Source organism: Ensifer sp. ENS09, from assembly GCF_014852425.1.
Lineage (GTDB): Bacteria > Pseudomonadota > Alphaproteobacteria > Rhizobiales > Rhizobiaceae > Ensifer.
The window spans coordinates 698,992-712,249 of sequence record NZ_JACVBP010000002.1 but is presented as its reverse complement, the minus strand read 5'-3'; the positions used below and the strand labels follow the sequence as shown (position 1 = coordinate 712,249).

The following is a 13,258-nucleotide window of genomic DNA, read 5'->3' as shown; positions in this document are numbered from 1 at the left end:
CGGTGATTGCGGATCAAAAGCCTGTGATCCCGACTGGCCTTTGCTGTCAAGACGCTAGTTCTGGCCGGGTTGCTGCCGATGGCAGCGGATCCAACAGAAAGCGAAAACGGACCATGAGGGAAATGTCGATGAAGCGCAGGACTTTGATGAGAGCGGGAACGTTTGGCGTGATCGCAGCGCCCTCGCTGATGACGGGCATTGCAGTCGCTCAGGAAAAATCGGAAAACACCGGAATGAAAGCCAGCCCTCCAACAAGAATGCTCAAGCTTGGCGCGTTCAAGATCGTTGTCGTCAACGACGGCACGCGCATCAGCGACAAGCCGCACGAGACCTACGGCACCAACCAGCCGCAAGAGGCCGTGGCCGAACTGCTGCAACAGAACTTCCTGCCGACGGATGCACTGCTCAACAGCTATTCGCCGGTCCTGGTCGATACCGGGTCTGACCTCGTGCTCTTCGATACCGGCATGGGCGAGGGCGGTCGGGACGCCGGGGCGGGCCGTCTGCTCGACGGGATCCGCGCTGCCGGCTATGCGCCCGAACAGGTCTCGGTCGTCGTGGTCACCCATATGCATGGCGACCACATCGGCGGCCTGCTGGAGACCGGAAAACCGGCCTTCGCCAATGCCCGCTATGTGATGGGCGAGGTCGAATACGCCTTCTGGAAGGATCCGGCGCGCGCCGGAACACCGGCAGAAAACGGCCACAAGGCGGTGCTGGAAAAGGTCGTGCCGCTTGCCGAGAAGACGACGTTCATCGGAGACGGCGCCGAAGTCGTTCCGGGTATCTCGGCGATGGCCGCCTTTGGCCATTCGCCGGGTCACATGGTGTTCCGGGTCGATTCCGACGGCAAGGCGATGATGCTGACGGCCGATTCCGCCAACCATTATGTGCTGTCGCTGCAGCGGCCGGATTGGGAAGTGCGCTTCGACATGGACAAGCCGAAGGCGGCAGAAACGCGCCGCCGGGTGTTCGACATGATCGCCAGCGAACGGCTGCCCTTCATCGGTTACCACATGCCGTTTCCGGCGGTCGGTTTCGTCGAGAAACAGGGCGAAGGCTACCGTTTCGTGCCCGCAAGCTATCAGCTCGATATCTGATCGATTTCACGTCTCTTCGCGCGAAATTGCTGCTCTGCAACAAATATCGGCCGAAGGCGGGACATTTCCCGGCTTTGGCTATTTTCATCCTGAGATATCCGTGTTACGAGCCCTCGCCAACTTCCAAGACACGCTTTGAAGTCGCCCGGTGGACAAATCGCAGCCCGTCCCCGGGGATTTTCGCTATTTGAAGGGAATTGGCCATGGCGCGCATCATCGAAACGGCAACTGGTCTGGAGGCTTTGACCTTCGACGACGTCCTGCTCCTGCCGGGACATTCCGAAGTCATGCCCGGTCAGACCAACATCGCGACCACCATTGCCCAGGACATCGACCTGAACCTGCCGATCCTGTCGTCGGCCATGGACACGGTGACCGAAGGTCGTCTCGCCATCGCCATGGCGCAGGCCGGCGGCATCGGTGTCATCCATCGCAACCTGACACCGGTCGAGCAGGCCGAAGAGGTCCGCCAGGTCAAGAAGTTCGAAAGCGGCATGGTCGTCAACCCGGTGACCATCGGCCCCGATGCCAAGCTCGCCGATGCGCTCGGCCTGATGAAGCAGCATGGCATTTCCGGCATTCCGGTCGTCGAAAATGGCGGTGCCGGTGGCCAGAAGCAGGGTCGCCTCGTCGGTATCCTCACCAACCGCGACGTCCGCTTCGCTTCTGATCCGAACCAGAAGATCCACGAACTCATGACCCATGAGAACCTGGTCACGGTCAAGGAAAGCGTCGACCAGCAGGAAGCCAAGCGCCTGCTGCACGCCCATCGCATCGAAAAGCTGCTTGTCGTCGATGGCGACGGCCGTTGCGTCGGTCTCATCACCGTCAAGGACATCGAGAAGGCGCAGCTGAACCCGAACGCCTCCAAGGATGCGCAGGGCCGCCTTCGCGCCGCCGCTGCCATCTCCGTCGGCGATGACGGCTTCGAGCGTGCCGAGCGACTGATCGATGCCGGCGTTGATCTCATCGTCGTCGACACCGCCCATGGTCACTCGCAGCGCGTTCTCGACGCGGTCGCCCGCGTCAAGAAGCTCTCGAACTCGGTTCGCATCATGGCTGGCAACGTCGCGACGGCCTCCGGCACCAAGGCGCTGATCGATGCCGGTGCGGATGCTGTCAAGGTCGGTATCGGCCCGGGCTCGATCTGCACCACGCGCATCGTCGCCGGTGTCGGCGTGCCGCAGCTCGCCGCGATCATGGGCGCCGTCGAAGCCGCTCAGGCGGCCGGCATTCCCGTTATCGCCGATGGCGGCATCAAGTTCTCCGGCGACCTCGCCAAGGCGATCGCTGCCGGTGCTTCGGCCGTCATGATCGGCTCGCTGCTTGCCGGCACCGATGAAAGCCCGGGCGAAGTGTTCCTCTACCAGGGCCGTTCCTTCAAGGCCTACCGCGGCATGGGCTCCGTCGGCGCCATGGCGCGCGGCTCGGCAGACCGCTACTTCCAGGCGGAAGTACGCGACACGCTGAAGCTGGTTCCGGAAGGCATCGAGGGCCAGGTCCCCTACAAGGGTCCGGTCGCAGGCGTCCTGCACCAGCTCGCCGGCGGCCTCAAGGCCTCCATGGGTTATGTCGGCGGCCCGACGATCAAGGAATACCAGGAGCGCGCCCAGTTCGTGCGCATCTCCGGTGCTGGCCTTCGCGAAAGCCACGCCCATGACGTGACGATCACCCGCGAAAGCCCGAACTATCCGGGCGCGCACTGATTGCGATTGCATTCGAAGGGAGCCGCGGCATCGTGCGGCGCCCTTCGCTTTTCCAGAGTAAGCGTGTTTGAGGGAGTAACGTAATGACGGGTTTCGAGATTTTCTGGCCGATCGTGGCGCATGTCTTCCTCGTCTTCTGCCTCTACGCTCTTCTCTCCGTCCGCCGCATGGGTCTGGTGCGTGCCGGCAAGGCGAATGCCGGTCAGTTTCGCGAGAACCGCGACGAGCCGGGCGAAAGCCTGGTGGTCAAGAACAGCATCGCCAACCAGTTCGAGCTGCCGGTTCTCTTCTACGTCTGCTGCGTACTGCTCTACATCACCGAGGCCGACAACATCGTCTCGCTCGCGCTTGCCTGGCTCTTCGTCGCCCTGCGTTATGTGCACGCCTTCGTGCATGTCACCAGCAACCGCCTGCGCTATCGCCGCCCGCTGTTCATGGGCGGCTGCGCAACGCTGTTTGCGATGTGGGTGTGGCTCGCCGTCTGGATGGCGATGAGCTGATCCGGATAGACCAACCGGCATTCTGGCGCAGATCAGTCTGCGCCTTCATCTTCCCGCCTTGATGCGTATCAATTACCCGGCACCGCTTTCGCGCGTAATCTCTCTGCCGTTGGGCAACAACGCATCGGAGGACGAGATGACCGCAACGATGAAAGCCGCCGTGGTGCGCGAATTCGGCAAGCCGCTGGTAATCGAGAATGTGCCGATCCCGGAGCCGGGTCCCGGCCAGGTGCTGATCAAATACGAGGCGACCGGCGTCTGCCACACGGACCTGCACGCCGCCAACGGCGATTGGCCGGTCAAGCCGAAGCCGCCCTTCATTCCCGGACACGAAGGCGTCGGCTACGTCGCCAAGCTCGGCAGCGGCGTCAAGCGCCTGAAGGAAGGCGACCGCGTCGGCGTGCCATGGCTGCATACCGCCTGCGGCGGCTGCACGCCGTGCCGCACCGGTTGGGAAACGCTCTGCGGCAGCCAGCAGAACACCGGCTATTCCGTCAACGGCACGTTTGCGCAATACGGCCTCGCCGATCCTGACTTCGTCGGCCGCCTGCCGGCAAAGCTCGAATTCGGACCGGCGGCCCCCATCCTTTGCGCGGGCGTTACCGTCTACAAGGGCCTGAAGGAAACCGAGGTCCGTCCGGGCGAATGGGCGCTGATCTCCGGCATCGGCGGGCTCGGGCACATGGCGGTGCAATATGCCAAGGCCATGGGCATGCATGTCGCCGCCGTCGATATCTTCCCGGATAAGCTGGAACTTGCGCGAAAGCTCGGTGCCGACCTCGTCGTCGACGCGCGCGACAAGGATGCGGTCGAGCAGGTGCGAGATGCGACCGGCGGCGTGCATGGCGCCCTGGTGACGGCCGTGGCGCCGAAAGCGATGGAGCAGGCTTTCAACATGCTGCGCTCCAAGGGAACGATGGCGCTGGTCGGCCTGCCGCCCGGGCAGATGTGCCTGCCGATCTTCGACACGGTGCTGAAGCGCATCACCATCCGCGGCTCGATCGTCGGCACGCGGCAGGACCTGGAGGAATCGCTCGAGTTTGCCGGCGAAGGCAAGGTCGCGTCGCACTTCACCTGGGACAAGATTGAGAACATCAACGACATCTTCAAGCGCATGGAGGAAGGCAAGATCGACGGCCGCATCGTACTCGACCTCAACGGCTGATCGACCTGCGTGGGGCCTTCGGCCTTTAAGGGCGAGGAAACACGCGGCAGTAACGCAAGTTTGTATGTTCCAGACCGCCCGCCGACCTATTCTGTCGCGGGCGGTTCTGTCTGCCGCCGCGGGAGATATGAACCGGAGGAGGCTGGCATGCAGGAACCGAAGATCACGCAGGCGATGATCGACGCCTATGACGAGTACACGCACCTGACCCTCGATCGCCGTCGTTTCATGGAAAAACTCACCGGCCTTGCCGGTTCCGCGGCCGCGGCGGCGGCGATCGCGCCGCTGCTGGCGGCCAATGGCGCCAAGGCGGAGATCGTGGCTGCAAACGATACCCGGGTGACCGGCGAGGACATCACCTATCCCGGCGCTGGCGGCGACATGAAGGGTTACCTCGTTCGCCCGGCAGAGGTGAGCGGCAAGCTGCCGGCGGTCATCGTCATCCATGAGAACCGCGGCCTGAACCCGCATATCCGCGATGTCGCGCGGCGGATGGCGCTCGAAGGCTTCCTGGCGCTGGCGCCCGACTTCCTGTCGCCTGCGGGCGGCACGCCGACGGACGAGGACAAGGCGCGCGAGATGATCGGCGCACTCGATGCGGCGGCAACGACCGCGAATGCGGCGGCGACCGTGGCGTTTCTGGAAGGACATGCGCAATCGACCGGCAAGGTCGGCGCCATCGGCTTCTGCTGGGGCGGCGGTCTGGTCAACCGGCTTGCGGTCGGCTCCCCGGATCTGAAGGCAGGCGTTGCTTATTACGGCGCGCAGCCCAAGGCCGAGGACGTGCCGAAGATCAAGGCGGCACTGTTGTTGCACTATGCAGGCCTCGACGAGCGCATCAACGCCGGCATCGAGGCCTACCAGAAAGCGCTCAAAGACAACGGCAAGGACGCGACGATCTATGTCTATGACGGCGTCAACCACGCCTTCAACAACGACACTTCTGCCGCGAGGTATGACAAGGCCGCAGCCGATCTCGCCTGGAGCCGGACGGTCGAGTTCCTGAAGACCAAGCTGGCCTGAGCGTCGTTAGGTCAGGCGGCTGCCGCCTGGAGAATGTGGTCGGCGCAGCCGCTGATCGCCGCTGCGAGCGCTTCCATGTCGCGCTCGCGCGGGCTGCTGCGCCGCCAGATAAGCCCGATCTCGCGCGCCGGTTCAGGGGCGGCGAAGGGCACGATGCGGATGGAATTGCGGGCTGCCTCGGTCGCGATCGCGATCTCGGGGATGAGCGTCATGCCCATGCCGTTGGCGACCATCTGCAGGAGCGTCGTCATCGAGGTCGCACCGAACGAGACGAGGCGTCGCTTGCCCGCCGTGCTGCAGACGGCGAGCGCCTGGTCTCGCAGGCAATGGCCCTCTTCGAGCAGCAGCAGCTGTTCGACATCCACCTGGTCTTCGGTCAGCGGTGACATCAGGATGTTTCGCTCGTCGTCCGCCATCGCCATGAAGAAGCGGTCGGAAAAGAGCGGCTTCGTCGAAAGCCCGTCGGTCTCGATCGGCAAGGCGGCGACGACGGCATCGAGCAGACCCTCTCCGAGATCGGCCACCAGTTTTGATGTCACCGATTCCTTCAGTTCGATCTCGATGGCCGGGTAGACCTGGCGCAGGTGCGGCACCAGCCGCGGCACGAGATAGGGCGCAAGCGTCGGGATGACGCCGATGCGGATCCGCCCTTCGAGTGTGCCGGAACTGGTGCGCGCGCTCAGTTCCAGCTGATCCACTTCGGCGAGGATGGCGCGGGTGCGGGCCAGCACCTCTTCGCCCTTGCGCGTGAGGAAGACGCCGCTGCGGCTGCGTTCCACCAGCTTCACCCCCAGGTGGTTTTCCATTTCCATGATCTGGGCGGAGAGCGCCGGCTGGCTGACATGGACGAGTTCGGCGGCCTTGCCGAAGTGGCGAGCAGAGGCAAGCGCCTCGAAATAGCGCATCTGTCTGAGTGTAAGCATGATAGGAAAATCTTATCGATTTTTAATTTTTATGCAATTGGAGATTATCGAAGCGCTGTGGGAAAACCCTCTTGCCAGAGCGTTCGGGCTTTGATCGTCGCCGCAACCTGCGGCTGGCAGCCGCCGTGACTGCCGTCGGTCCTGTGTGACCGCCCGGACGCGAAACCCTTTGACAGGAGGACGCGATGTCTGATCGACCCATATTGACGACGAGTGCCGGAGCCCCGGTGCCGGACAACCAGAATTCGCTGACGGCCGGCCCGCGCGGCGGCGTCATGATGCAGGACTATCAGCTTGTCGAGAAGCTGTCGCATCAAAACCGCGAGCGCATCCCCGAGCGCGCCGTGCATGCCAAGGGCTGGGGCGCCTATGGCACGCTGAAGATCACTGGCGACATCTCGAAATACACCAAGGCCAAGGTTCTGCAGCCGGGCGCCGAGACGCCGATGCTGGCGCGCTTCTCCACCGTTGCCGGTGAGCTTGGCGCCGCCGATGCCGAACGCGACGTGCGCGGCTTTGCGCTGAAATTCTATACGCCCGAGGGCAATTGGGACCTCGTCGGCAACAACACGCCGATCTTCTTCGTCCGCGATGCCTACAAATTCCCGGATTTCATCCACACCCAGAAGCGTCATCCGAAGACCAACCTGCGCTCGGCCACCGCCATGTGGGACTTCTGGTCGTTGTCGCCGGAAAGCCTGCACCAGGTCACGATCCTGATGTCCGACCGCGGATGTCCGGTCTCGCCGCTGCACATGAACGGCTACGGCTCGCACACCTTCTCGCTCTGGAACGATGCCGGCGAGCGCTACTGGGTCAAGTTCCACTTCAAGACCCAGCACGGCCACAAGCACTACACCAATGCCGAGGCGGCTGATGTGATCGGTCGGACGCGCGAAAGCTACCAGGAAGCGCTCTATGGCGCGATCGAGGAGGGCAATTATCCGCGCTGGACGCTTCAGGTGCAGGTCATGCCCGAGCTCGAGGCGGAAAAGACCCCTTACAATCCCTTCGACGTCACCAAGGTCTGGCCGCATGCGGACTATCCGCCGATCGAGGTCGGCGTGCTGGAGCTTAACCGCAATCCGGAGAACTATTTTGCCGAGGTCGAGAACGCCGCCTTCTCGCCGTCCAACATCGTGCCCGGCATCGGCTTCTCGCCGGACAAGATGCTGCAGGCGCGGCTGTTCTCCTATGCCGACGCCCACCGTTACCGGCTCGGCACGCACTACGAGCACATTCCGGTCAACCGGCCGAAATGCCCGGTGCATCATTATCACCGCGATGGCCAGATGAACACGTTCGGCGGCATCCAGACCGGAAATTCCAATGCCTACTACGAGCCGAACTCGTTCAACGGCCCAGTGGAGCAGCCCTCTGCGATGGAGCCGCCGCTGCGCATCAGCGGCGACATGGCTCGCTTTGACCACCGCGAAGGCAACGACGACTACAGCCAGCCGCGCGCGCTGTTCAACCTGTTCGATGCCGGCCAGAAAGCACGCCTGTTCTCCAACATCGCCGGGGCGATGCGCGGCGTGCCGGGGCTGATCGTCGAGCGCCAGCTTGCGCATTTCAAGCGCGTCCATCCGGACTATGAAGCCGGCGTGCGCGCGGCGCTTCACGCGGCTTATGGCTACGAAGCGGAGGCTGTCGGCACGGCAGCCGAATAGACCGGTGGCGGGGTCGGCCGCGTGCCGATCTCCGGATAAGAAAAAAGCCACGCACCGGCTTGGTGCGTGGCTTTTCCTGTCTCTGCGTTCCGCTCTTACCAGCCCGGCAGCATATGGCTCTGCCGGAGACGCGGATAACGCGGGAAGCCCTTGATATCGGCCTCGAGGTCGTCGTTGGCGCTGATCGGCGTGATGTTGTCGAGGCAGGCAGTGATGTGGTTGCTGATCGCGTTCGAAAGCGAGGGCGACAGGCCCGGCCGCTTCATGATGCCGATCTGGACCGGCGCGAGCGCCGGGAACCCGTCGGCAAGCGTCAGGACCTTCATGCCCGGCCGCAGCGCCGATTCCGGCAGGACGGAGACGGCCATGCCCGCAAGCACCGCGGCGGCGACGACCGTCGACGACCAGCTGGTGAACAGGATCTGGTACTCCCGCCCCGTTGCGTCGAGTGCGGCGCAGGCCGCCTGGCGCCACAGACAGTCGCGCCGGCCGACAGCTAGCGGGATCGGCGCGTTCTCGGGCAGCGGATGGTTGATCGAGCTCACCCAGCAGAGCGGCTCGGTTCGCACCACGTCCGACGCGCGGGCGCGCGGATTGTGGGTGACGAGCGCGATGTCGAGGTCGCCCTTGGCCATCTTTTCGGCGAGGTCCACGGAGGGCTCGCAGACGATGTACAGCTCGACATTCGGATGCGTCTTGGCAAACCGCATGATGATCTCGGGCATGTAGCGGTCGGCATAGTCGTCGGGCGTGCCGATCCGGAGCGTGCCTTCGAGGCGGTTGTCGTCGAAGGAGGCGATCGCCTCGTTGTTGAGGCGGATCATCCGGCGTGCGAAATTGAGCAGCCGGTCGCCTTCGACCGTCAGCCTGTTGCCGCGGCCGTCCTTCATGAACAGTGCCTTGCCGATGCGCTCTTCCAGGCGGCGCATCTGCATGGAAACGGCGGATTGAGTCTTGAAGACCCGGTCGGCCGCCTTGGTGAAGCTGCCCGTATCGGCGATCGCGACAAAGGTCTGGAGCTGATCGATATCAAGGGGTGCGGACATGGCCGTGATGCATCCATAAGATTGTTTGATGAATATCATTAAAAACATTCGTTGGACTGATCAATAAGGATTTGCGATCTATCGGAAGCAAATTCATCGATCCCCGGCCGGCAATTTCGCCGGCGAATCCCAAACTCTTTGGCCCGCCCCTGCGTTCGACCTCCGCGCAGGGGATGGGCTTCTTCGTGCCTGAAAGGAGAAATTGTCATGCGCACGACACAGCACGCCCTCGATCTCGACCTCGTTGCCGGAAAGCATTCCTATGCCTCCCGCGCCGTCGGCGTGACAGGCATGCTCACGTCCGTATGGCAGCAACTCCGAAACCGCTATGCGATCGGCCGTCTGAATGACCTGGATGACCGTCAGCTCCTCGACATGGGGCTGAAACGCGAAGATGTGCGCGAGGCGACCACCTCGCCCTTCTTCGACAATCCGGCCAGCTACCTGACCCGCGCGTCGCGAAACCGGGCGAGCCTCTTCTACAAAGGGGCCCGCCACGACTGAACGTACCCCAATGGCGCATCCCGCCGCTTGAGATGTGCCAGTCGAGCATGATCCGCGAAAGCCTGCCGCCGCCGCGGGTCATGCTGCGAATTTCAGAGTTTCGGCGCTGCTGACCTCAAGGGTCGCGTGCCCAAACGTTCCCCGCAGGGTAGAGCCAATAGACCCTGCCGCTTGGCCCGGTGCATGACCAAGACATGTACCGGGCCTTTTTCTTTCCGAAGCTATTCGAAGCAGCGCGCTGACGCCGCGCAGGCGATCGCCTCCGATGGAGGCGCGGGATGTCGTTCGTCGGGGAGGGGTGGCCTCAGCCCTTTGTGCCGGGGCCGGCCTTGTAGAGGTCGAACAGCGCCTCGACGTTCTTCTGGTATTCCTTCTGCATCTCCAGCCCGGTGTCGAACATGCTGTTCATCACCTGGGAGAATTGGGCCAGCGCCGGATTGTCGAGTGCCGGCTTCTGCGCGCCGGCGGCACCCGCCTGCATCATGTCCTGAAATGCCTTGACGAAGGGGTTGTCGGCAAAGACGTCAGCTGTCTTCGGCTTCTCTTCCTTTTTCGGAGCCATGCCGAAGAAACCCTGCATTGCCTGGGTGAAGGGATTGTCGAACGGGTTCGGCTGCGGTTCCGGCTTCTTGGCGAAACCGGCCGCTTCCATCCATTGCCGCATCGCGGTTGCCATCGGATTGTTGGCAAAGGCATCGCTTGCGGCAGCAAACTGGCCGGTCGTCTGCTTGAACAGCCCGCCCATCAGCGTATCGGCCATGACAGGCAGCATCTGCTTGTAGATTTCCTGGCTGATGCCGGTGACCTGGGCCGCCTGCGCGGCGATCGCGCGCGACATTTCCTTCGAGCCGAACAGTTGTCCGAGAACGCCGTTGCCGTCGGCCATGCCCTGCGGCGTAAAGGCCTGGCTCATGTCTTCGAAGTATTTGGCGTAGTTGCCGCTGCCAAGCGCGGTCAGCAGGGCGCCGAAGTCATAGGGGTTGGCGGTGTTGCGCTTGAAGGCGGCGGAGAAGGCCGGCAGCAGTGCCGCCGTCGCCTTCGTCATCTGCTCCTGGGCGATGCCGAACTGTTGCGCCATCAGCTCGATGGCCTTGCCGTTCTGTGCCTGCGCGAACATGTCGAAAAGCGGTGCCATCCCAGTTCCCCTTTATGGACGCGCGGCGCTTTAAGCGACGCATATCCTTGCACTATAACGGGAAATCGGGGCCTGGGAACCGCTTTTTGAAGGGGCGCGACAGGCGTCGCGCGCCCGTGTGGGCCTTAGTACTGGTACTCGGCGAAGACCGGATCGACGGAGCCGTTCCAGCGACCATTGTAGAGCGCCAAAAGGTCTTCCGCGAGCGTCGCCTTCTTGGCCAGCACCTCGTCGAGCGGCGCCAGGAACTGGCTTTCGTCGATACCGTCGCCGTTCAGCCGGTTGCGGCGCTTCAGGCCGCCACGCGAAATGGCGATGACCTCGCGCGCGACGTCGTAGAGCGTGCCGGTACGGAATTTGGCGGCAAGCGCCTGCGCCGGCACGGCGTTGCGCATGGCGCTCACCTCTTCGAGCGTCCAGTCACGCGTCAGTGCCTCGGCGGCGTCGAGTGCTTCGCCGTCGTAGAGCAGGCCGACCCAGAAGGCCGGCAGCGCGCAGATCCGCCGCCACGGGCCGCCATCGGCGCCGCGCATTTCGAGGAAGCGCTTCAGGCGCACGTCGGGGAACAGCGTCGACAGATGGTTGGTCCAGTCGCCCATGTTCGGCTGCCAGTCGGCGACCTCGCCCTTGAGCGCGCCGCCCATGAACTGGCGGAAGGTGATATGGGTGCAATCGTGGTAGTGGCCGTCGCGCACGACGAAGTACATCGGCACGTCCAGCGCCCACTCAACGTAGTCGGCAAAGCCGAAATCCGGGCGGAAGGCAGACGGAAGCAGGCCGGCGCGCTGGTTGTCGGTGTCGCGCCAGATGTCGCCGCGCCAGGAGAGCAGCCCGTTCGGCTTGCCATCGGTAAAGGGCGAGCTGGCAAACAGCGCCGTCGAGAGCGGCTGCAGCTTCAGGGACACCTGCATCTTGCGGCGCATGTCCTCTTCCGAGGAGAAGTCGAGGTTCACCTGGATGGTGCAGGTGCGGTACATCATGTCGAGGCCCTTGGTGCCGACCTTGGGCATGTAGCGGCTCATGATGCCGTAGCGCGATTTCGGCATGCGCGGCGTTTCTTCGAAGGTCCACTTGGGGCTGCCGCCGATGCCGAGGAAACGGATGCCGAGCGGCTCGGCGACTTCGCGCAGGACCGCCAGATGCTGGTTCGATTCCTTGCAGGTTTGGTGCAGGTTTTCGAGCGGCGCGCCGGAAAGCTCGAACTGTCCACCCGGTTCCAGCGAGATCGCGCCGTTGCCCGATTGCTCGGCAAGGCCGATGATGTTGCCTTCGTCGATGATCGGTTCCCAGCCGCTCTTCGCCGCCATGCCGTTCAGAAGCGCCTGGATGCTGGCCTCGCCGAAATAGGGGACAGGGCTGTTGTCCGCCTTAAAGAAGGCGAACTTTTCGTGCTCCGTGCCGATCCGGAACCGCTCCTCCGGTTTCGAACCTTCGGCCAGGTAGGCGGTCAGGTCAGCGACAGAGGTTACCGGCGTCTGGTCGGTGGTATCTCGGGCCATGAGCGTCTTCTTTTGTTTGGGCGGCTCCCGCAGGTTAGCGGGAGATGATGGAGGCTGCTTGAACCGTTATCAGGTGCGGTGCAAGTCAATTTCTTTCAAGATCTCATCAAAAAAACTAGGACATTTGCTTGCTCTGGAGCAAGCACCGCGGAAATGGGGTTTGTTGACCCAACTCTGCCTTGTCGCAGTGATCGCCTTCTTCTAGGGGAGCGAGCGGCGTCCGATTTGTTTGGCAGCGACCGGCTATCGCCAGTCGCCGACAGTGGCCTGGATGACCGCCATGGCGGCGACCGCTGCCGTGTCGGCCCTGAGGATGCGGGGCCCAAGCGGAATGGCGGTCACGAAATCGAGGCTGTGCAACAGTGTGCGCTCTGTTTCCGAGAAACCGCCTTCCGGGCCAATCAGAAGTGCGAGCTTCTCTTCCTTGATGCTGGAGAGGATCGGCAGCGGATTCTGGCTGTCGCTGCCTTCGTCGCAGAAGATGATGCGCCGGTCGCCCGGCCAGGTGGCGAGCAGGTCTTCGAGCCGGCGCGGCTCCGCGACATCGGGAATGCCGAGCACGCCGCATTGCTCGGCGGCTTCGATGACATTGGCGCGAACGCGCTCGATGTTGCCGAGCTTGCCCTGCACGTGCTGCGTCATGACCGGCTGCAAGGTGCCGCTGCCCATTTCGACAGCCTTCTGCACGAGATAGTCGAGCCGCCCGACCTTGAGCGGGGCAAAGAGGTAGACGAGGTCGCAAGGCTTAGGCTGCGGGCGCGTCTGCTCGACGGGGGTGAGCACCAGCCGCTTCTTGGCTGCGAAGGAAAGCTCGGCCCGCCATTCGCCATCGCGCCCGTTGAAGACCAGGATCGAGGTGCCCTCTTCGTAGCGCAGCACGTTCACCAGGTAGTTGAACTGCTCCTTGGTCGCCTCGTGCGCCGAGCCGGCGCTCAAGGAGTGTTCGACGAACAGTCGCTGCATGCGAAAATTGGCGCGCATCGAGAG

12 protein-coding genes are annotated in these 13,258 nt (G+C 63.3%); 7 read left to right on the top strand and 5 right to left on the bottom strand.

Annotation, left to right across the window (positions count from 1 at the left end; all coding sequences use genetic code 11):
* Nucleotides 1-128: 128 nt before the first annotated feature.
* From IB267_RS11590 to IB267_RS11570, 5 genes are all read left to right on the top strand, one after another.
* Nucleotides 129-1,100, top strand: a complete 972-nt coding sequence (locus IB267_RS11590) for an MBL fold metallo-hydrolase (RefSeq protein WP_192447736.1) — start codon at nt 129-131, stop codon at nt 1,098-1,100.
* A gap of 203 nt (nt 1,101-1,303) precedes the next feature.
* The gene (guaB, locus tag IB267_RS11585; protein WP_192447734.1) at nt 1,304-2,806 is read left to right on the top strand and encodes an IMP dehydrogenase; all 1,503 of its coding nucleotides are present in this window, start codon (nt 1,304-1,306) and stop codon (nt 2,804-2,806) included.
* Between the two features lie 83 nt (nt 2,807-2,889).
* The gene (locus tag IB267_RS11580) at nt 2,890-3,306 is read left to right on the top strand and encodes an MAPEG family protein (protein WP_043618295.1); all 417 of its coding nucleotides are present in this window, start codon (nt 2,890-2,892) and stop codon (nt 3,304-3,306) included.
* Between the two features lie 136 nt (nt 3,307-3,442).
* Nucleotides 3,443-4,471 (top strand): alcohol dehydrogenase AdhP, encoded by a 1,029-nt coding sequence (adhP, locus tag IB267_RS11575; protein ID WP_192447731.1) that lies wholly within the window; start codon nt 3,443-3,445, stop codon nt 4,469-4,471.
* A gap of 147 nt (nt 4,472-4,618) precedes the next feature.
* Nucleotides 4,619-5,494, top strand: coding sequence for a dienelactone hydrolase family protein (locus IB267_RS11570; protein ID WP_192447729.1), 876 nt, complete (start codon nt 4,619-4,621; stop codon nt 5,492-5,494).
* A gap of 11 nt (nt 5,495-5,505) precedes the next feature.
* Here IB267_RS11570 and IB267_RS11565 read toward each other — a convergent pair whose 3' ends face one another.
* A complete protein-coding gene (locus IB267_RS11565; protein ID WP_192447727.1) occupies nt 5,506-6,417 on the bottom strand; it encodes a hydrogen peroxide-inducible genes activator in 912 nt (303 codons plus the stop codon).
* Nucleotides 6,418-6,602: 185 nt separating this feature from the next.
* Between IB267_RS11565 and katA the strand changes: the two genes are divergently transcribed.
* The gene (gene katA, locus IB267_RS11560; RefSeq protein WP_192447725.1) at nt 6,603-8,087 is read left to right on the top strand and encodes a catalase KatA; all 1,485 of its coding nucleotides are present in this window, start codon (nt 6,603-6,605) and stop codon (nt 8,085-8,087) included.
* 95 nt (nt 8,088-8,182) lie between these two features.
* Here the strand turns inward: katA and IB267_RS11555 are convergent, their stop codons facing one another.
* Nucleotides 8,183-9,133, bottom strand: coding sequence for a LysR substrate-binding domain-containing protein (locus IB267_RS11555; RefSeq protein ID WP_043618309.1), 951 nt, complete (start codon nt 9,131-9,133; stop codon nt 8,183-8,185).
* A gap of 207 nt (nt 9,134-9,340) precedes the next feature.
* Here IB267_RS11555 and IB267_RS11550 point away from each other — a divergent pair, with 207 nt between their 5' ends.
* Nucleotides 9,341-9,637 (top strand): DUF1127 domain-containing protein, encoded by a 297-nt coding sequence (locus IB267_RS11550; RefSeq protein ID WP_192447723.1) that lies wholly within the window; start codon nt 9,341-9,343, stop codon nt 9,635-9,637.
* A gap of 304 nt (nt 9,638-9,941) precedes the next feature.
* Here IB267_RS11550 and IB267_RS11545 read toward each other — a convergent pair whose 3' ends face one another.
* The 3 genes from IB267_RS11545 to IB267_RS11535 all read right to left on the bottom strand — a co-directional run bounded on the left by IB267_RS11545 (nt 9,942) and on the right by IB267_RS11535 (nt 13,252).
* Nucleotides 9,942-10,772: a DUF937 domain-containing protein gene (locus tag IB267_RS11545; protein ID WP_192447721.1), complete on the bottom strand. Its 831-nt coding sequence runs from the start codon at nt 10,770-10,772 to the stop codon at nt 9,942-9,944.
* A 125-nt stretch (nt 10,773-10,897) separates the two neighbouring features.
* Complete coding sequence (locus tag IB267_RS11540) at nt 10,898-12,271, bottom strand: glutamate--cysteine ligase (RefSeq protein WP_192447719.1); 1,374 nt, start codon at nt 12,269-12,271, stop codon at nt 10,898-10,900.
* A 243-nt stretch (nt 12,272-12,514) separates the two neighbouring features.
* A complete protein-coding gene (locus IB267_RS11535; protein ID WP_192447717.1) occupies nt 12,515-13,252 on the bottom strand; it encodes a 16S rRNA (uracil(1498)-N(3))-methyltransferase in 738 nt (245 codons plus the stop codon).
* Between the last annotated feature and the right edge of the window lie 6 nt (nt 13,253-13,258).